Below are 24,280 nucleotides of genomic sequence, written 5' to 3'. Positions count from 1 at the left end.
GCTTATTGTTTTTGTAAGTATAGATAACCTGCTTCTTGAACACTTTCTCCTCTACTATTGATGTAGTCAATAGCGTAGTAATATGTTCCTGCTGGCAATCCTTGATCTTTATTAATTGTTGCTCTACCGTTAGAAACACCTCTAAAGCGTTGTGCACCTTCTTGACCGTAAGCAGACTCTTCAAACACAAGTACTCCCCAGCGATTAAATATTTTAACCGTATTGTCTGGGTACTGTTCTATACCTCCTATTTTGAAGAACTCATTCTGACCATCACCATTAGGAGTAATTACGTTATACACAATTATACCGCCGTCAGGGAAGTTTAACACTGTAGGATCATCTGCCTCGCCATCACCTTCAATGTCATTATTGGTCTGATCAAGAGGATCATCAGATGTATCATTTACCACATCTCCAAATACAGTAGCTGCTCTAACCTCTGCGATATTTGTAACAGAACCGGCTGCAACATCCTTAGCTGTTATTGTATAGATAGCGCTAAAGGTATTAGTATCTCTCTCTCCAGGAAGTAGATCAATAGGACCGCCTGTTACAGTTACCATCGCATCATCAATTGTAACATCATACAAGATCGTATTACCTGTATTGATCACTTCAAAGAAATACCTTACAATATCGCCACCATCTACAATACTATTGTTGTTTGCATCCTCATACAGCGCTGTTTTAAGTAATTCAACCGCTGGTGCATATTGAATACTAAATACTGTAGGATCTTCATAATCGCCATCACCATCAGCATCTACATCTGTTGCATCTGAAGGATCATCAGAGAAATCATCAATAACATTTCCTAATCCATCTACACCAGTCGCTAAAGCGATATTTACTACCTCACCATTTTCAATATCATCCTGAGTAAGTACATAAGTAGCAGTAAATGTAGTTGAGTCGCTTTCGCCAGCATCAAGAGAAATAGGTCCGCCATTAACAGTCACCATATCATCAAGTATAGTGATATCATTAATTGTTGCATCTCCATTATTGATCACTGTAAAGTCATATCTCAACTCATCACCAGAAGTCATCATACCATCACCATTCACATCTACGTACTCAACATATTTTAATAGATCTAGATTTGCATTACCAGCTGTCACTATTAATGTTACTGTTGCAGAATCACAACTACTTAAATCTGTTGCATCACATATTGAGTATACTACCCAGTACGTTCCTGGCGCAGAATTCTCTGGTATAATAATGTCACCATTATCATCGATCGTCACTCCTGTGAGTCCGCCATCATCAATGATCGAGATCACAACATTTCCACTATCTACTGGTTGACCATCAACATTGTCGTTAGCAAAGATGTTTCCAGCAACGCCACCTGTATTTCCATTTACTGGGCTTCCGCCAAAATCATCATCATCAGCCACTATCGCTTTACCTGAAACTACTATCGTAATTTCTGCAGTCTCACAATTCGTTGGGTTCAGGTTCTCACAGATCGTGTAGGTTACTGTATAGGTTCCAGCAGGTGTGTTTGCTGGTACACTTACCGTTCCATCATTGTCGATCGATACACCGTTCAGTCCGCCATTATTATCAAGCGTGATCGAGATATCAGCGTCATCTACCGGCTGACCATTCAACGTATCATTGTCTGTTACATCTCCTGCGATTCCGCCATCGATTCCATTTACTGGAGTTGCACTGAAGTCGTCGTCGTTGGCGATTAATACCGCTGGATCAACTACGATCGTTACAGTTGCGCTCTCGCAATTCGTTGGGTTCAGGTTTTCACAGATCGTATAAGTCACTGTATATGTTCCAGCTGGTGTGTTTGCTGGTACGCTTACGGTTCCATCATTGTCTATGGATACTCCGTTCAAGCCGCCGTTATTGTCTAACGTGATCGAGATATCAGCGTCATCTACTGGCTGACCGTTCAAGGTATCATTGTCTGTTACATCTCCTGCGATTCCACCATCGATTCCATTCACTGGAGTTGCAGAGAAGTCGTCATCGTTAGCAACGAGTGTTGCTGGATCTACTACTACTGTGATGCTTGCGCTCTCGCAGTTCGTTGGGTTCAGGTTCTCACAGATGGTATAGGTTACAATATATGTTCCAGCTGGGGTGTTTGCTGGTACGCTAACTGTTCCATCATTGTCAATCGACACACCGTTCAAGCCACCATCATTATCCAATGTGATCGAGATATCGGCATCATCTACTGGCTGACCGTTCAAGGTGTCATTTGCGGTTACATCTCCTGCAATACCACCATCAATTCCATTTACTGGAGTTGCACTGAAGTCATCGTCGTTAACAACTAGTGTTGCTGGATCCACAACTACGGTGATGCTAGCGCTCTCACAGTTTGTTGGGTTCAGATTTTCACAGATCGTGTAGCTGATCGTGTATGTTCCAGCTGGTGTGTTTGCTGGTACACTTACCGTTCCATCATTGTCGATCGATACGCCATTCAGTCCGCCATCATTATCTAGTGTGATAGAGATGTCTGCATCATCTACTGGCTGACCATTCAAGGTATCATTGTCTGTTACATCTCCTGCGATTCCACCATCGATTCCATTCACTGGAGTTGCAGAGAAGTCGTCATCATTGGCAACTAATGTTGCTGGATCAACTACTACGGTGATGCTTGCGCTCTCACAGTTCGGCGGATTCAGATTCTCACAGATGGTGTACGTTACTGTATACGTCCCAGCAGGGGTGTTTGCAGGTACGCTCACTGTTCCATCATTGTCGATCGATACGCCGCTGAGTCCGCCATTATTATCTAGCGTGATCGAGATATCGGCATCATCAACAGGTTGACCATTCAAGGTATCATTGTCTGTTACATCTCCTGCGATTCCACCATCGATTCCATTCACTGGAGTTGCACTAAAGTCGTCGTCATTGGCAACTAGTGTTGCTGGATCAACTACTACGGTGATGCTTGCGCTCTCGCAGTTCGTTGGGTTCAGGTTCTCACAGATGGTGTAGGTTACTGTATAGGTTCCAGCTGGGGTGTTTGCTGGTACACTTACTGTTCCATCATTGTCTATGGATACACCATTCAGTCCGCCGTCATCATCCAATGTGATCGAGATATTGGTATCATCAACTGGTTGACCATTTAAGGTATCATTATCTGTTACATCGCCTGCGATTCCACCATCGATTCCATTCACTGGAGTTGCACTGAAGTCGTCGTCGTTTGCAACTAAGGTTGCTGGGTCAACAACTACGGTGATGCTTGCGCTCTCACAATTAGTTGGGTTCAGGTTTTCACAGATGGTGTAGTTGATCGTATATGTTCCAGCAGGAGTGTTTGCTGGTACACTTACTGTTCCATCATTGTCTATGGATACACCGTTCAAGCCGCCGTTATTGTCTAGCGTGATCGAGATATCGGCATCGTCTACGGGCTGACCATTCAGCGTGTCGTTGTCTGTTACATCACCTGCAATTCCACCATCGATTCCATTTACTGGACTTGCTGAGAAGTCGTCATCGTTAGCAACTAAGGTTGCAGGATCTACTACTACAGTTACCGTTGCGCTCTCGCAGTTCGTTGGGTTCAGGTTCTCACAGATGGTGTAGGTTACTGTATAGGTTCCAGCTGGGGTGTTTGCTGGTACACTTACTGTTCCATCATTGTCTATGGATACACCATTCAGTCCGCCGTCATCATCCAATGTGATCGAGATATTGGTATCATCAACAGGTTGACCATTCAGCGTGTCATTGTCTGTTACATCTCCTGCGATTCCGCCATCAATTCCATTTACTGGAGTTGCACTGAAGTCGTCGTCATTAGCAACTAAGGTTGCTGGATCTACAACGATCGTTACCGTTGCGCTCTCACAGTTTGTTGGATTCAGGTTTTCACAGATGGTATACGTTACTGTATACGTTCCAGCTGGTGTGTTTGCTGGTACACTTACCGTTCCATCATTATCGATCGACACTCCGTTCAGTCCGCCATCATCATCCAATGTGATCGAGATATCTGCATCATCAACAGGTTGGCCGTTTAGTGTGTCATTGTCTGTTACATCGCCTGCAATTCCACCGTCGATTCCATTGACTGGAGTTGCGCTGAAGTCATCGTCGTTAGCCACTAATACTGCTGGATCAACTACTACGGTTACCGTTGCAGTCTCACAGTTGGTTGGATTCAGGTTTTCACAGATGGTATACGTTACTGTATACGTTCCAGCTGGTGTGTTTGCTGGTACGCTTACCGTTCCATCATTGTCGATCGATACACCGTTCAGTCCACCATCATTATCTAGCGTGATCGAGATATCAGCGTCATCTACCGGCTGACCATTCAACGTATCATTGTCTGTTACATCTCCTGCGATTCCGCCATCGATTCCATTTACTGGAGTTGCACTGAAGTCGTCGTCGCTTGCAACTAGTGTTGCTGGATCTACAACTACTGTAATGCTTGCGCTCTCACAGTTTGTTGGGTTCAGGTTCTCACAGATCGTGTAGCTGATCGTGTAGGTTCCAGCTGGGGTGTTTGCTGGTACACTTACCGTTCCATCATTGTCGATCGACACTCCGTTCAAGCCGCCATTATCATCCAATGTGATCGAGATATCAGCATCGTCTACCGGCTGACCATTCAAGGTATCATTGTCTGTTACATCTCCTGCAATTCCTCCATCAATTCCATTTACTGGAGTTGCACTGAAGTCGTCATCATTTGCAACTAATACTGCTGGATCTACAACTACTGTAATGCTTGCGCTCTCACAATTCGTTGGGTTCAGGTTCTCACAGATCGTGTAGGTTACCGTGTAGGTTCCAGCAGGGGTGTTTGCTGGTACGCTTACCGTTCCATCATTGTCGATAGATACACCGTTCAAGCCGCCATTATCATCTAGCGTGATCGAGATATCAGCATCATCTACTGGTTGACCATTCAAGGTATCATTGTCTGTTACATCTCCTGCAATACCACCATCGATTCCATTCACTGGAGTTGCACTGAAGTCGTCGTCGTTTGCAACTAAGGTTGCTGGGTCAACAACTACTGTGATGCTTGCGCTCTCGCAGTTCGTTGGATTTAGGTTTTCACAGATGGTGTAGGTCACTGTGTACGTTCCAGCTGGGGTGTTTGCTGGTACGCTTACTGTTCCATCATTGTCGATCGATACTCCGCTGAGTCCGCCATTATCATCCAATGTAATCGAGATATCCGCATCATCTACTGGCTGACCATTCAAGGTATCATTGTCTGTTACATCTCCTGCGATTCCGCCGTCGATTCCATTGACTGGAGTTGCTGAGAAGTCATCTTCATTGGCAACTAATACTGCTGGATCTACAACGATCGTTACCGTTGCGCTCTCACAATTGGTTGGATTCAGGTTTTCACAGATGGTATACGTTACTGTATACGTTCCAGCTGGTGTGTTTGCTGGTACACTTACCGTTCCATCATTGTCTATGGATACACCGTTCAAGCCGCCATTATTGTCTAATGTAATCGAGATATCAGCATCGTCAACAGGTTGACCGTTTAGCGTATCATTGTCTGTAACATCTCCTGCGATTCCACCATCAATTCCATTCACTGGAGTTGCGCTGAAGTCATCGTCGTTAGCAACTAGTGTTGCTGGATCAACAACAACAGTTACCGTTGCACTCTCGCAGTTTGTTGGATTCAGGTTCTCACAGATGGTATACGTTACTGTGTAGGTTCCAGCTGGTGTGTTTGCGGGTACGCTTACCGTTCCATCATTGTCTATGGATACGCCGTTCAGTCCGCCATCATTATCTAGTGTGATAGAGATGTCTGCATCATCTACAGGTTGACCGTTTAAGGTGTCATTGTCTGTTACATCGCCTGCGATTCCACCATCAATTCCATTCACTGGAGTTGCACTGAAGTCGTCGTCGTTAGCCACTAATACTGCTGGATCAACTACTACTGTAATGCTTGCGCTCTCACAGTTTGTTGGGTTCAGGTTCTCACAGATGGTGTAGGTGATCGTATAGGTTCCAGCTGGAGTATTTGCTGGTACACTTACCGTTCCATCATTGTCTATGGATACACCATTCAGTCCGCCATTATTATCTAATGTGATCGAGATATCAGCGTCATCAACTGGTTGACCGTTCAATGTGTCATTATCCGTAACATCTCCTGCGATTCCGCCTTCGATTCCATTCACTGCAGTTGCACTGAACTCGTCATCATTAGCAATGATTTCCGCGGAAGCGACATTAACAGTTACAGTAGCTGTTGAACAGTTGGATGGATTTAGATTTTCACAAATTGTGTAGCTGATCGTATACGTTCCAGCTGGTGTGTTTGCTGGTACGCTTACCGTTCCATCATTGTCGATCGATACTCCGTTCAATCCGCCATCATTATCCAATGTGATCGAGATATCAGCATCATCAACTGGTTGACCGTTTAGCGTGTCATTGTCTGTAACATCACCGGCAATACCACCGTCGATTCCATTTACTGGAGTTGTACTAAAGTCGTCATCATTGGCAATGATTTCCGCGGAAGCGACATTAACAGTAATACTAGCCGATGAGCAATTACCTGGGTTAAGCGTCTCACAGATGGTATAAGTCACCGTATAAATTCCCGCAGGAGTATTTTGAGGAATTACTAAATCTCCATTGTTATTTATCGAAGCACCGTTCAGTCCGCCATCATTTGTAATAAAAATATCTGCATCGTCTACTGGCTGACCATTCAGAGTGTCATTTGCTGTTACATCCCCTGCGATTCCGCCATCAATACCATTCACTGGAGTTGCACTAAAGTCGTCGTCGTTAGCAACCAATACGGCTGGATCAACTACGATCGTTACAGTTGCGCTCTCACAGTTTGTTGGATTCAGATTCTCACAGATCGTGTAGGTTACCGTGTAGGTTCCAGCTGGTGTATTTGCTGGTACGCTTACTGTTCCATCATTGTCGATCGATACGCCGTTCAGTCCGCCATTATCATCCAAAGTGATCGAGATATCGGCATCATCAACTGGCTGACCATTCAAGGTATCATTGTCCGTTACATCTCCTGCAATTCCTCCATCAATGCCATTCACTGGAGTTGCACTGAAGTCGTCATCATTGGCAATGATTTCCGCGAAAGCGACATTAACAGTAATACTAGCCGATGAGCAATTACCTGGGTTAAGCGTCTCACAGATGGTATAAGTCACCGTATAAATTCCCGCAGGAGTATTTTGAGGAATCACTAAATCTCCATTGTTATTTATCGAAGCACCGTTCAGTCCGCCATCATTTGTAATGAAAATATCGGCATCATCAACTGGCTGACCGTTCAAGGTATCATTGTCTGTTACATCTCCTGCGATTCCGCCATCAATACCATTCACTGGAGTTGCACTAAAGTCGTCGTCGTAAGCAACCAATACGGCTGGATCAACTACGATCGTTACAGTTGCGCTCTCACAGTTTGTTGGATTCAGGTTTTCACAGATCGTATAGGTTACCGTATATGTTCCAGCAGGTGTATTTGCTGGTACGCTTACTGTTCCATCATTGTCTATGGATACTCCGCTGAGTCCGCCATTATTATCTAGCGTGATCGAGATATCTGCATCATCAACAGGTTGGCCGTTTAGTGTGTCATTGTCTGTTACATCGCCTGCAATTCCACCGTCGATTCCATTGACTGGAGTTGCGCTGAAGTCATCGTCGTTAGCAACGATAGTTGAAACACCTACAACAATAATAGCTTCTGCCGTTGAACAATTAGCACTATTAAGATTCTCACAAATAGTATATTGAATAGTATATGTTCCAGATGCAGTATTTCTAGGAACTACAACTGATCCATCATTATTCAGCTCAAGACCATTTATACCTCCATTGCTGTTCAACGTAATGTCAATATCATCATCATTCACTGCAACACCATTCAAAGTATCATTAAGAGTTACATCTCCCGATGTACCGCCATTTGCTCCGTCTACTACGTTGGTCGAAAAGTCGTCATCAACAGCATTAATTACCGGAGCTGTAACTCTAATTATTGCATCTGCTATATCACAGTTAGTTGTGTTTATTGCATCACATATTTGGTACTGAACTGTATAATCACCTGCAGAAGTTCCTGCAGGAACACTTAAAGTACCATCTGCATTAAGTATTAATCCTCCCAGACCACCATTATCTAGCAGCGTAAGATTAACATCTGATGCTGCAACAGTCGTTGTATTGAGCGTATCGTTACCTAAAACTGTAGCTGTACTTCCACCTTCAAATCCGTTTATGGCAGTCGCCGTAAAGTCATCATCCACAGCATCGATCACAGGAGCAGTGATCACGATTGTGATCGTAGCACTATCACAGTTTGTACCATTAAGATTTTCACATAATTGATAAACCACACTGTAAGTTCCTGCCTCAATACCAGATGGAACAGTTACAAAACCATTAGCATCTATCGTGAGACCTGTTAAGCCACCGTTATCAACTAGAGTTATCGTAACGTCACCGCTGTTAACAGCAACACCGTTAAGTAGATCATTATCTAGAATACTATCAGGCAGACTACCACCGTCATATCCATTTATTGTGTTTGCACTAAAGTCATCATCATTTGCATTAAGTGTACCTGCACCTATCACCACTATTGCATCTGCAGTATCACAGTTGGCCGGATTTATAGCATCGCAAATTTGATAGTTCACGATATACGTTCCTGCTGGCGTTCCTGCTGGTATTTGAATTACACCATTTGCATTGATCGTAAGACCGCCTATTCCGCCGTCATTAACAACACTTACAGTAACATCATTACTATTTGCGACAACAGTATTCACAGTATCATTACTAAACACATTTCCTGCAGATCCTCCATCTATTCCGTTTACGGTCTGCGCCGAAAAATCATCATCGTTAGCCGTGATCGCAGGAGGAAGTACATTGAGAATCACTTCCGCGGAAGCGCAATTAGAAGGATTAAGAGCCTCACAGATCTGATAAACTACTGTATAAGTTCCCGCAACTATGCCTTCTGGAATTGTTAAGCTGCCATCTGCATTTATAGTAAGTCCTGTTAAGCCATCATTGTTTAAGATAGAAGGGACAACTTCATTATTGTTGAAAGAAGCACCATCATAAGTATCATTCACAAATACTGACGCCGTAGTATCACCTGCATAACCATCAATAGGTGTCGCGCTGAAATCATCATTATTCGCAATGAGTTCTGCCGCGCTAACAACTACAGTGATAGCTGCCGAATCACAATTTCCAGGATTCAGATTTTCGCAAATAGTGTAGATCACAGTATATGTTCCTGCTGGACTTCCTGGCGCTACAATAAGATTACCATCATCATCAATACTTGCACCTGGTAAACCACCATCATCTGTGATAAAGACATCTCTATCATCTACCGGTTGACCGTTGAAAAGGTCGTTTGCCGTTACATCACCTGCGACACCACCGTTCAAGCCATTTACAGGAGTTGCACTAAAGTCGTCTGCTGTCGCAACAACATCAGCCGGATCAACAACGATAATTGCTGTAGCCGAGTCACAATTTCCTGCATTTAGATTCTCACAGATCGTATAAGTAATAGTGTATGTTCCTGCTGGCGTGTTCGCCGGCACATCTACCGTTCCGTCATTATTTATTGATACACCATTTAAGCCGCCATTATTATCAAGCGTGATCGAAATATCGGCATCATCTACTGGTTGACCGTTTAATGTATCATTTGTAGTAACATCTCCTGCAATACCACCGGTTTGACCTGCAATTGGGCTTGCGCCAAAATCATCATTGTTCGCTACCAAGGTCGCTGCTGAAACTTCCACAGTGATCGTTGCAGAATCGCAATTCGTTGGATTTAATGTTTCACAAATAGAATAGGTCACAGTATATGTTCCTGCTGGCGTGTTCGCCGGAATGATCAAATCACCGTTATTATTAATTGTAGCTCCACTTAAACCACCATTGTTCACAATAAAGATATCTGCATCATCTACTGGCTGACCGTTCAGCGTGTCATTAGCTGTTACATCACCTGCAATTCCGCCATCGATGCCATTTACTGGAGTTGCACTGAAGTCATCGTCATTTGCAACTAGTGTTGCTGGATCTACTACTACTGTGATGCTTGCGCTCTCGCAATTCGTTGGGTTTAGGTTTTCACAGATCGTGTAAGTAATTGTATATGTTCCAGCTGGTGTGTTTGCTGGTACACTTACTGTTCCATCATTGTCGATCGATACTCCGTTCAAGCCGCCATTATTATTCAATGTGATCGAGATATCTGCATCGTCTACAGGTTGACCGTTCAAGGTATCATTATCTGTTACATCGCCTGCGATTCCACCATCGATTCCATTAACTGGAGTTGCGCTGAAGTCATCATCATTGGCAATGATTTCCGCGGAAGCGACATTAACAGTAATACTAGCCGATGAGCAATTACCTGGGTTAAGCGTCTCACAGATGGTATAAGTCACCGTATAAATTCCCGCAGGAGTATTTTGAGGAATTACTAAATCTCCATTGTTATTTATCGAAGCACCGTTCAGTCCGCCATCATTTGTAATAAAAATATCTGCATCGTCTACTGGCTGACCATTCAGAGTGTCATTTGCTGTTACATCCCCTGCGATTCCGCCATCAATACCATTCACTGGAGTTGCACTAAAGTCGTCGTCGTTAGCAACCAATACGGCTGGATCAACTACGATCGTTACAGTTGCGCTCTCACAGTTTGTTGGATTCAGGTTTTCACAGATCGTATAGGTTACCGTATATGTTCCAGCAGGAGTATTTGCTGGTACACTTACCGATCCATCATTGTCGATTGATACACCGTTCAATCCGCCATTATTATCAAGCGTGATCGAGATATCAGCGTCATCAACGGGCTGACCATTCAGCGTGTCGTTGTCTGTTACATCGCCTGCGATTCCGCCATCAATTCCATTTACTGGAGTTGCACTGAAGTCGTCGTCATTTGCAACTAATACTGCTGGATCAACTACTACGGTTACCGTTGCAGTCTCACAGTTGGTTGGATTCAGGTTTTCACAGATGGTATACGTTACTGTATACGTTCCAGCTGGTGTGTTTGCTGGTACGCTTACCGTTCCATCATTGTCGATAGATACACCGTTCAGTCCACCATCATTATCTAGCGTGATCGAGATATCAGCGTCATCTACCGGCTGACCATTCAACGTATCATTGTCTGTTACATCTCCTGCGATTCCGTCATCGATTCCATTTACTGGAGTTGCTGAGAAGTCGTCGTCATTTGCAACTAGAGTTGCTGGATCAACTACTATGGTGATGCTAGCGCTCTCGCAGTTTGTTGGGTTTAGGTTTTCACAGATCGTGTAGCTGATCGTATACGTTCCAGCAGGAGTATTCGCTGGTACACTTACCGTTCCATCATTGTCTATAGATACACCATTAAGTCCGCCGTTATTGTCTAGCGTGATCGAGATATCAGCATCATCAACTGGTTGACCATTCAACGTGTCATTGTCTGTTACATCTCCTGCGATTCCGCCATCGATTCCATTAATTGGAGTTGCACTGAAGTCGTCGTCATTAGCAACTAATACTGCTGGATCAACTACGATCGTTACCGTTGCACTCTCACAGTTTGTTGGATTCAGGTTTTCACAGATGGTGTAGGTGATCGTATAGGTTCCAGCAGGTGTGTTTGCTGGTACACTTACTGTTCCATCATTGTCGATCGATACACCGTTCAAGCCGCCATTATTGTCTAATGTAATCGAGATATCAGCATCGTCAACAGGTTGACCGTTTAGCGTATCATTGTCTGTAACATCTCCTGCGATTCCACCATCAATTCCATTCACTGGAGTTGCGCTGAAGTCATCGTCGTTAGCAACTAGTGTTGCTGGATCAACAACAACAGTTACCGTTGCACTCTCGCAGTTTGTTGGATTCAGGTTCTCACAGATGGTATACGTTACTGTGTAGGTTCCAGCTGGTGTGTTTGCGGGTACGCTTACCGTTCCATCATTGTCTATGGATACGCCGTTCAGTCCGCCATCATTATCTAGTGTGATAGAGATGTCTGCATCATCTACAGGTTGACCGTTTAAGGTGTCATTGTCTGTTACATCGCCTGCGATTCCACCATCAATTCCATTCACTGGAGTTGCACTGAAGTCGTCGTCGTTAGCCACTAATACTGCTGGATCAACTACTACTGTAATGCTTGCGCTCTCACAGTTTGTTGGGTTCAGGTTCTCACAGATGGTGTAGGTGATCGTATAGGTTCCAGCTGGAGTATTTGCTGGTACACTTACCGTTCCATCATTGTCTATGGATACACCATTCAGTCCGCCATTATTATCTAATGTGATCGAGATATCAGCGTCATCAACTGGTTGACCGTTCAATGTGTCATTATCCGTAACATCTCCTGCGATTCCGCCTTCGATTCCATTCACTGCAGTTGCACTGAACTCGTCATCATTAGCAATGATTTCCGCGGAAGCGACATTAACAGTTACAGTAGCTGTTGAACAGTTGGATGGATTTAGATTTTCACAAATTGTGTAGCTGATCGTATACGTTCCAGCTGGTGTGTTAGCCGGTACACTTACTGTTCCATCATTGTCTATGGATACGCCGTTCAAGCCGCCATTATTGTCTAATGTGATCGAGATATCGGCATCATCTACGGGTTGACCGTTCAATGTGTCATTATCCGTAACATCTCCTGCGATTCCACCATTGATGCCATTCACTGGAGTTGCACTGAAGTCATCATCGTTAGCGACTAAGGTTGCTGGATCAACTACTACGGTTACCGTTGCACTCTCGCAATTCGTTGGGTTCAGGTTCTCACAGATCGTATACGTTACTGTGTAGGTTCCAGCAGGTGTGTTAGCCGGTACACTTACTGTTCCATCATTGTCTATGGATACGCCGTTCAAGCCACCATCATCATCCAATGTGATCGAGATATCGGCATCATCTACGGGTTGACCGTTCAATGTGTCATTATCCGTAACATCACCTGCAATATCACCATCGATGCCATTAACTGGACTTGCACTGAAGTCATCGTCGTTAGCAACAAGTGTTGCTGGATCAACCACTACTGTAATGCTCGCGCTCTCACAGTTTGTTGGATTCAGGTTTTCACAAATCGTGTAGGTTACTGTGTAGGTTCCAGCTGGTGTGTTTGCTGGTACACTTACCGTTCCATCATTGTCGATCGATACACCGTTCAAGCCGCCATCATTATCCAATGTGATCGAGATATCTGCATCATCTACTGGCTGACCGTTCAAGGTATCATTGTCTGTTACATCTCCTGCGATTCCACCATCGATTCCATTCACTGGAGTTGCAGAGAAGTCGTCATCATTGGCAACTAATGTTGCTGGATCAACAACTATAGTTACCGTTGCGCTCTCGCAGTTTGTTGGGTTCAGGTTCTCACAGATCGTGTAGGTTACTGTATACGTTCCAGCTGGTGTGTTCGCTGGTACGCTTACCGTTCCATCATTGTCAATCGATACACCGTTCAAGCCGCCATCATCATCCAATGTGATCGAGATATCTGCATCATCAACTGGTTGACCATTTAAGGTATCATTATCTGTTACATCGCCTGCGATTCCACCATCGATTCCATTCACTGGAGTTGCACTGAAGTCGTCGTCGTTTGCAACTAAGGTTGCTGGGTCAACAACTACGGTGATGCTTGCGCTCTCACAATTAGTTGGGTTCAGGTTCTCACAGATGGTGTAGCTGATCGTATAAGTTCCAGCAGGGGTGTTTGCTGGTACGCTTACTGTTCCATCATTGTCGATCGATACACCATTCAAGCCACCGTTATTGTCTAGCGTGATCGAGATATCTGCATCATCAACTGGCTGACCGTTCAAGGTATCATTATCTGTCACATCGCCTGCAATACCGCCATCGATTCCATTTACTGGAGTTGCACTGAAGTCGTCATCATTTGCTACTAATACTGCTGGGTCTAAAACTACTGTGATGCTCGCGCTCTCGCAGTTTGTTGGATTCAGGTTCTCACAGATCGTGTAGCTCACTGTATAAGTTCCAGCTGGAGTATTTGCTGGTACGCTTACTGTTCCATCATTGTCTATAGATACACCGCTGAGTCCGCCATCATTATCCAATGTGATCGAGATATCAGCATCATCAACTGGTTGACCATTCAACGTGTCATTGTCTGTTACATCTCCTGCGATTCCGCCATCGATTCCATTAATTGGAGTTGCACTGAAGTCGTCGTCATTAGCAACTAATACTGCTGGATCAACTACGATCGTTACCGTTGCACTCTCACAGTTTGTTGGATTCAGGTTTTCACAGATGGTGTAGGTGATCGTATAGGTTCCAGCTGGAGTATTTGCTGGTACGCTTACTGTTCCATCATTGTCTATAGATACACCGCTGAGTCCGCCATCATTATCCAATGTGATCGAGATATCAGCATCATCAACTGGTTGACCATTCAACGTGTCATTGTCTGTTACATCTCCTGCGATTCCGCCATCGATTCCATTAATTGGAGTTGCACTGAAGTCGTCGTCATTAGCAACTAATACTGCTGGATCAACTACGATCGTTACCGTTGCACTCTCACAGTTTGTTGGATTCAGGTTTTCACAGATGGTGTAGGTGATCGTATACGTTCCAGCTGGTGTGTTCGCTGGTACACTTACTGTTCCATCATTGTCTATGGATACGCCGTTAAGTCCGCCATCATTATCCAATGTGATCGAGATATCTGCATCATCTACAGGTTGACCATTCAGCGTGTCATTGTCTGTTACATCGCCTGCAATACCACCGTCAATTCCATTTACTGGAGTTGCACTGAAGTCGTCATCATTGGCAACTAATGTTGCTGGATCTACAACTACTGTAATGCTTGCGCTCTCACAGTTTGTTGGATTCAGATTCTCACAGATCGTGTAGGTTACCGTGTAGGTTCCAGCTGGTGTATTTGCTGGTACGCTTACTGTTCCATCATTGTCGATCGATACGCCGTTCAGTCCGCCATTATCATCCAAAGTGATCGAGATATCGGCATCATCAACTGGCTGACCATTCAAGGTATCATTGTCTGTTACATCACCGGCAATACCGCCGTCGATTCCATTGACTGGAGTTGCTGAGAAGTCATCTTCATTGGCAACTAATACTGCTGGATCTACAACTACTGTGATGCTTGCGCTCTCACAATTCGTTGGATTCAGATTCTCACAGATCGTGTAGGTTACTGTGTAGGTTCCAGCAGGAGTATTCGCTGGTACGCTAACTGTTCCATCATTATCTATAGATACACCATTCAGTCCGCCATCATTATCAAGCGTGATCGAGATATCAGCATCGTCTACCGGCTGACCATTCAAGGTATCATTGTCTGTTACATCACCGGCAATACCGCCGTCGATTCCATTCACTGGAGTTGCGCTGAAGTCGTCATCATTGGCAACTAATACTGCTGGATCAACTACGATCGTTACCGTTGCGCTCTCACAATTGGTTGGATTCAGGTTTTCACAGATGGTATACGTCACTGTGTAGGTTCCAGCTGGTGTGTTTGCTGGTACACTTACCGTTCCATCATTGTCAATCGCTACACCATTAAGTCCGCCATTATTATCCAATGTGATCGAGATATCAGCATCGTCTACTGGCTGACCGTTCAAGGTATCATTGTCTGTTACATCGCCTGCAATACCACCGTCAATTCCATTCACTGGAGTTGCACTGAAGTCATCATCGTTGGCAATGATTTCCGCGGAAGCGACATTAACAGTTACCGTAGCCGTTGAACAGTTTGATGGATTTGCATTTTCACAAATAGTATAATCAATAGTATAAGTACCCGCCGGAGTCAATGGACTTACGTCAACTGTTCCATCAAGATTTACACTTAAAGTTCCATCTGAAACAGGGGTTACAGAAACCTCTGCAGGATCAAGTATTTGATTATTTAATAAGTCATTATCAAGAACATTTGCAATAGCCGTTGCCCCTGTGTATCCATTTACCGGCGAACTGGTCAAATCATCATCTACCGCTTCAATTACCGCCTCTTCTACGGTTACAGTTACTGATGCTGTATCACAATTTCCATTATCATCACAAATTGTGTATTCAAAAGTGTCGTTGCCAAAAAAGTCATCATTAGGCGTGTATTGTACTGTGTCGTCACTAGGATCGTTTGGCGTTCCGTTATCCAGAATTGTAACAGTTCCATTAGCAGGTAATGAAGATATTGTAAGACTTCCTGTAGTTGGGACATCACCATCATTATCTAAAACATCTATTATGACTGCTGTTTCATTTTCGGTTGTCACCAAATCATCAAAGGCATCTACAGTTGGTAGAATCGTTACTGTCACCGTTGCAGTGTCTGTTCCTCCTTGACCATCGCTAATGGTATAGGTAAATGTATCTGTACCATTGAAATCGGCATTAGGAGTATAAACAGGATTACCTGTGATAGCATCAATAACAACAGTTCCATTTGTTCCATTAGTCACAGCAGTTACCGCTAAACTATCACCCTCTACATCTGTGTCATTCACTAACACTAAAACCTCTACAGAATTATCTTCATATGTCGTCTCTGTATCATCTACTGCTACCGGCGCATCGTTCACTGCTGTTACTGTGATATCTAGATCCGCTGTGTCGGTATCTGTTCCATCGGTTACCGTATAGGTTACTGTAGGGACTACGCCATTAAAGTTGGATGCTGGTACAAATACATAGCTACCATCTGCGTTTAGAGTAAGGTCTCCTTCGGTAAGGTTAGCTGTATCGCCTGCGCTATAGCTAGTACCATCAATTACAAAACTATCTACACTTAATGTATTGCCCTCAACATCTGTGTCGTTGAACAGTACTCCATCTCCTGCGGCTACCGTTAATGTAGTGTCCTCAGCTGTGCTGTTAGTATCATCTACTGCTACCGGTGCATCGTTCACTGCAGTTACTGTGATATCTAGATCTGCTGTGTCGGTATCCGTTCCGTCAGTTACCGTATAGGTTACTGTAGGGACTACGCCATTAAAGTTGGATGCTGGTACAAATACATAGCTACCATCTGCGTTTAGAGTAAGGTCTCCTTCGGTAAGGTTAGCCGTATCGCCTGCGCTATAGCTAGTACCATCAATTACAAAACTATCTACACTTAATGTATTGCCCTCAACATCTGTGTCGTTGAACAGTACTCCATCTCCTGCGGCTACCGTTAATGTAGTGTCCTCAGCTGTGCTGTTAGTATCATCTACTGCTACCGGTGCATCGTTCACTGCAGTTACTGTGATATCTAGATCTGCTGTGTCGGTATCCGTTCCGTCAGTTACCGTATAGGTTACTGTAGGGACTACGCCATTAAAGTTGGATGCTGGTACAAATACATAGCTACCATCTGCGTTTAGAGTAAGGTCTCCTTCGGTAAGGTTCGCTGTATCCCCTGCGCTATAGCTAGTGCCGTCAATTACAAAACTATCTACACTTAATGTATTGCCCTCAACATCTGTGTCGTTGAACAGTACTCCATCTCCTGCGGCTACTGTTAGTGTAGTATCCTCAGCTGTGCTGTTAGTATCATCTACTGCTACTGGCGCATCGTTCACTGCTGTTACCGTAATGTCTAGATCCGCTGTGTCGGTATCCGTTCCATCGGTTACCGTATAAGTTACTGTAGGGACTACGCCATTAAAGTTGGATGCGGGTACAAATACATAGCTACCATCTGAATTCAAGGTAAGGTCTCCTTCGGTAAGGTTCGCTGTATCCCCTGCGCTATAGCTAGTGCCGTCAATTACAAAACTATCTACACTTAATGTATTGCCTTCAACATCTGTGTCATTAAACAGTACTCCATCTCCTGCGGCTACCGTTAATGTAGTATCCTCAGCTGTGCTGTTAGTATCATCCACTGCTACCGGCGCATCGTTCACCGCTGTTACTGTGATATCTAGATCCGCTGTGTCGGTATCTGTTCCATCAGTTACTGTATAGGTTACTGTAGGGACTACGCCGTTAAAGTTGGATGCGGGTACAAATACATAGCTACCATCTGAATTTAAGGTAAGGTCTCCTTCGGTAAGGTTAGCCGTATCCCCTGCGCTATAGCTAGTGCCGTTGATTACAAAACTATCTACACTTAATGTATTGCCCTCAACATCTGTGTCGTTGAACAGTACTCCATCTCCTGCGGCTACTGTTAATGTAGTGTCCTCAGCTGTGCTGTTAGTATCATCTACTGCTACCGGCGCATCATTCACTGCCGTTACTGTGATATCTAGATCCGCTGTATCGGTATCTGTTCCATCGGTTACCGTATAAGTTACTGTAGGGACTACGCCATTAAAGTTGGATGCGGGTACAAATACATAGCTACCATCTGAATTCAAGATAAGATCTCCTTCAGTAAGGTTCGCTGTATCCCCTGCGCTATAGCTAGTGCCGTCAATTACAAAACTATCTACACTTAATGTATTGCCCTCAACATCTGTGTCGTTGAACAGTACTCCATCTCCTGCGGCTACCGTTAATGTAGTGTCCTCAGCTGTGCTGTTAGTATCATCTACTGCTACCGGTGCATCGTTCACTGCAGTTACTGTGATATCTAGATCTGCTGTGTCGGTATCCGTTCCGTCAGTTACCGTATAGGTTACTGTAGGGACTACGCCATTAAAGTTGGATGCTGGTACAAATACATAGCTACCATCTGCGTTTAGAGTAAGGTCTCCTTCGGTAAGGTTAGCCGTATCGCCTGCGCTATAGCTAGTACCATCAATTACAAAACTATCTACACTTAATGTATTGCCCTCAACATCTGTGTCGTTGAACAGTACTCCATCTCCTGCAGCTACTGTTAAAGTAGTATCCTCAGCTGTGCTGTTAGTATCATTCACCGCTACTGGCGCATCATTCACTGCCGTTACCGTGATGTCTAGATCCGCTGTATCGGTATCTGTTCCATCGGTTACCGTATAAGTTACTGTAGGGACTACGCCATTAAAGTTGGATGCTGGTACAAATACATAGCTACCATCTGCGTTTAGAGTAAGGTCTCCTTCGGTAAGGTTCGCTGTATCCCCTGCGCTATAGCTAGTGCCGTCAATTACAAAACTATCTACACTTAATGTATTGCCCTCAACATCTGTGTCGTTGAACAGTACTCCATCTCCTGCGGCTACTGTTAGTGTAGTATCCTCAGCTGTGCTGTTAGTATCATCTACTGCTACTGGCGCATCGTTCACTGCTGTTACCGTAATGTCTAGATCCGCTGTGTCGGTATCCGTTCCATCGGTTACCGTATAAGTTACTGTAGGGACTACGCCATTAAAGTTGGATGCGGGTACAAATACATAGCTACCATCTGAATTTAGAGTAAGATCTCCTTCGGTAAGGTTAGCCGTATCCCCTGCGCTATAGCTAGTGCCGTCAATTACAAAACTATCTACACTTAATGTGTCACCATCCACATCCGTGTCATTTGATAGTACACCGGCGCCTGCTGCTACCGTTAATGTGGTATCTTCATTTGTGTTGTTAGTATCATCAAGGCCTATAGGAGCTGAGTTAATAATATTTAGAATCGCAGCATCAGATGTAACTAAAGCACACACAAAATCACTTTGAGTTATAATTACTCGATACTGATTATCATCTTCCGTTAAGCCAACACCTGTAAGAGTTAGAGTATTTGTTGTTGTTCCTGAGTAGATACCAGTATCAGTTATTTCCACGAAAGTGGAACCATTATCTGTACTAACCTCCCACTGATATTGCGTAGTACCAGAACCTCCCGAGGCAGTTACAGTAAATGTAGCATCACCTCCTAGAGTTGTTGACTGATTGGAAGGTTGTGTATCAATTGTACTCTCAGATCCCGCTGTAGTGACATTTGCATTTGTACCGCCATAGCCATCGCTATTCTGTACAACACCATTACTATCTACACCAGTTCCATCAACTTCCCCATCGCCATCATCATCTGTATATCCCGCTTCAATAACATCAAAACAGCCATCATTATCACTATCTATTTCAATAGCGTCAATCTGATCATCGTTCTGACTATCTGAGTTCTGAACAGCATAATTAATTTTACCTGTATCAACATCACCTGCATCCTGCACTTCATTAGGAACACCATCTGCTCCCACATTGTTGCTTACTACACCATTAGTGTGTGGCTGATTATGACCAGCTTCTTCAGCATCGTAAATTCCGTCATTATCACTATCCAGGTCATAGATATTAGGAACACCATCACCATCTGTATCTAGAGATTCAATTGCATAAACTCCGCCTTCATCAAAGTTCATGTTTTCGTCCATCTGAAAAACGAAAGTGTATGTACCCGCAGGAAGAGTAACTTCTCTAGTCACAAAAGACCATTCGCTGCTAGAAGTTGATGTAATAGTAGGCGAAGTATCTACTGTCGCTCCAGCTAAGCCACTACCTGCGTTGATCTTTATATATCCGGTTCCTGAAAGCCCATCTCTTGCAGAAAAATATCCTGCATAAATAACTTTAGTTTCTTGGGCTAAAGTAAAAACCTGATAAACCTCGTTTGAACCACCCACGATATCCAGATAGTTACCTGCAAGATTACGAGCATCTAACGCAGGACCACCATTACCGTAAGCACCACTACCATCTACTCTTACAACATTAGCCTCAAAACCACCATCAATTTGCCACGGACTTATATCTTGAGCTCCCGCTCCCGCTCCTGAAAAGTTATTACCCACGAACAGACCATCAATATTGTCAAAACCACCACCCACAAGGATATTGTCTGACATTTCATCAAGGTCTCTTATACCATCATTATCATCATCATTATCACACGCATTAGGAACACCATCTCCATCATTATCTAGATTATCATCATATCCATTACAAACATCATTTTCATTTGTAACTCCATCACCATCATCATCACATCTAGGAGAAGTAATTGTGTTGTCTTTACTGCTCACGTCATCCTGACCACCATTTGCAGCTGTAGGAATACCATTTGCATCAACACCTCCTGTTAAAGCTCCATTTCCATCTATGCTTGACAGCGAAATAGTAGCATCATCACCTTCTAAGGCATCAAAACAGCCGTCATTATCTGAATCTGTATCAAGATAATCAGGAGTACCGTCACTATCTGTATCAAGATAACAAGCCAATATGCCAAAAGGCAATGCTTGTTTTGCTATTGAAGGTCCTTCATAACTAACTGAAAGTTCTTCACCTCCGCCTATTTCGAAATATAAAACCTGAATAACATGAATTCCCGCACTAAGATCAATTGTTCCGCTCACTTCTGTAGGCGCATGACCTCCATCATTATTAACAACCTCAACACCATCAATTAATAACTTAGAGCCGTCATCAGAATTTGTGTAGAAAGTATAAGTGCCAAGCGTTGCTATATTAATCGTTCCGGTATATCTAACACTAAAGTTATCTCCATCACCAGGAGTTATTGCAGTATACAGTGCATCTACATCAAAGTTTGAAACCGTTCCTGTTTGCGTTGCTCCGGTAGTAGGAATATTATCAACAGTAGATCCTGCCGGCGCAGAATCATAGAATTCGTAGCTTATAGTTCCCGCACAGTCTGCTCCTTCTGTAGCATCTAGCAGACCATCATTATCATCATCCAGATCACAAGAATCTGGCACTCCATCACCATCAGCATCAAAAGCGTCATCTCCATTAGGACAAACATCATTACCGTTTAAAGTACCATCGCCGTCATCATCACATCGAGGTGAAGTAACTGTATCATCTTTACTACTTACATCTTGCTGACCACCATTTGCAGCTGTAGGAACTCCATTAGCATCAACACCTCCAGTAAGCGCTCCATTATTATCTATGCTTGACAGCGAAATAGATGTATCATCACCTTCCAAGGCGTCAAAACATCCATCATTATCTGAATCTGTATCTCTAAAATCTGGCGTACCATCATTATCAGTATCTACAATAAATGGTACATCACAAAAATCTGCAAAACGTATGCGCTGTTGATTATTAAAACCTCCTGTAGAAGCTGTATAACCAAAATAAACTTCACTTGCTCCACCAAAATAATTATTCACAAGATCTCCTGTAAAAGATCCAGCTGCAATACCATCTACAGTAAATACAATAGTTTGAGAAGAAACAGAATATGAAACTACCACATCATGCCAAGCACCGTCCTCTAAGTTTCCAAAATCAACCGCAGTAGATAGCAAACCAGTACCCGTCTGATTATCAGAATCCCAGATCATTGTATGATCATTAGGTATGTCACCCACACCCGTGCCATTATCAAAGGTGTCCATCTCTAAAACAATACCGTTTGCAATACCGTTAGAGCCCATACCAATACCATCTGCACCCAATGCTGTTGCACCATTAGGATCATTATGAAAGATTATGGCAATACCATCTGCACCATTACCGTCTTTGGTTCCTAGATTTGCTTGAAATGAGAATGAGAAACTTCTTGCAAAGTTTACCTTATTAACACCATAAGTTTGACCTGATTGGTTCCCAGTTGCAGTGGTAAGCACTACTTCATTAGGATCAGTAACGCTTTGCTGAGCAGAACCATTTAAAACAAAAACGTCATTAAAGTCTGCGCCTTCAAGGCCTTTCTCAACACAATCTGTTATACCATCATTATCATCATCATCATCCAGACCATTGGTTATCCCATCACCATCAAAGTCTTCCCCATCAGTAAAATCATTATTAAAGCTAGATAGGTTTGTTATGCTACGTGTAATAGAGTTGTCATTACCACCATCTGCATCACTTACTGAGATGTATCCCGCAGGATCAACCTCAGTAATTGTATAAGAACTTGCTGTGGTAATACCTGTTTTATTTAGTGTAAAAGAGTATTTACCATCAGCGCCAGTAGTTGTGGTTTGAGTTTCTGCTCCAGATAAATTAACGGTAACTCCAGCTAATGGAACTCCGCGATCGTCTTTTACAGTACCACAAATAACTGGCTTACTTAAATTGCGAGTTACACGGCTTGTATACGTGATGTCTTCAAATAGCAAAGAAAATTGTCTATCTCCTGTCGTAGCATTGACATTGGCTATTACGTAATCAAAACTAGAAACACCTTCAAAATAATTTGTATATGCATATTGTGGACTTGTACCTGTTCCTGGCTCAGTTGCACTAGTAGTTGCGATACCATCTAAATAAGAAGTATCAGTAGTAAAATCAAAAGTAATACCCGTAGGATTATTATATGAGAAAGAATCTGGCTGAGGATAAAAACGAGTAAGTTCTCTTACTGAACCACCATCGCCATCTACATCAAGAGCAGTTGCATAAAAGATAAGTGGTGTTTGTGTTGTAGTCCCCGTCTCAACAAACTGTATATTAATGAATGCAAATGGCGTTGCAGTACCATTAGCCCTTAAGGTTGGCTGAAATGCTCTATCAAAACCATCTGAACCCTCAGTAACTGCTGGCCTATCAAACTGAGGTAATGTTGCATTATTTCCTAGGTTGGTTATGGTTACTAAAGCATCAATCCCAGTGATCACATTAGAAAAACGGTAAACGTCTCCTAGATCAGCAGAACCATTGTCTGATCCAGATACAAAAACTGGATTCTCAAAGTTGAGGCTATTTGCAGTTGTAGCACTTATATCACAAGTACGCTGTGACCACAGATTGGCCTGCATTAGCAAAACAAGAAAAACAAATAATCTAAAAGTAGAAGTCTGTTTCATATAAGGGTGTCATTAAATTTCCTATTCATTAAGAATGAGAACATGACACCTACTTTACAGAAACTAATAAGGCCATGTCAACAATTAAAAATCAATGAATTAGGGGTTTGATTTTTTATTATGTCAACAAAAATATTCTTCTAAAAAGCTAATTTCCCGTCAACCACGTTAGACTGCTAATAAGTATAGACGAACAGCAGCCTTTATAAGATAAACGAAAAATGTCTGGGATTGGTTTTGAAAAATAAGCTTCTTTTTTTTGCAAAATTGTGATTATCAATAAGATTACACAAGCAAAATCAAATTTACATTTTGAAAATCTTTAAATTTTAAAAACGTAAATAATTAATATTCAATTTATTAAATCAATTTAGCTTTTAAAGTGATTTTTTTTTCAATTTAACGTATGATTAACACGTGAAAAACCACGTATTTAGACGCGTGTAGGTGTTTTCCTATAAAAATGTTAACAATTTTGTTAAAGTAGATTCAGCAGTAAGAAATTCTATTTTTCT

At 43.1% G+C, this 24,280-nt stretch carries 1 protein-coding gene; it reads right to left on the bottom strand.

All coding sequences use genetic code 11. The annotated features are described in order from the left end of the window. Positions 1-2: 2 nt before the first annotated feature. Positions 3-23,765 (bottom strand): Ig-like domain-containing protein, encoded by a 23,763-nt coding sequence (locus ACZ5L8_RS16495; RefSeq protein ID WP_464438800.1) that lies wholly within the window; start codon positions 23,763-23,765, stop codon positions 3-5. Positions 23,766-24,280 lie beyond the last annotated feature (515 nt).

It is taken from the genome of Leeuwenhoekiella obamensis (genome assembly GCF_055391795.1).
Note: the sequence above shows the minus strand (reverse complement) of the source record. Positions and strands in the feature narration are given on the sequence as shown.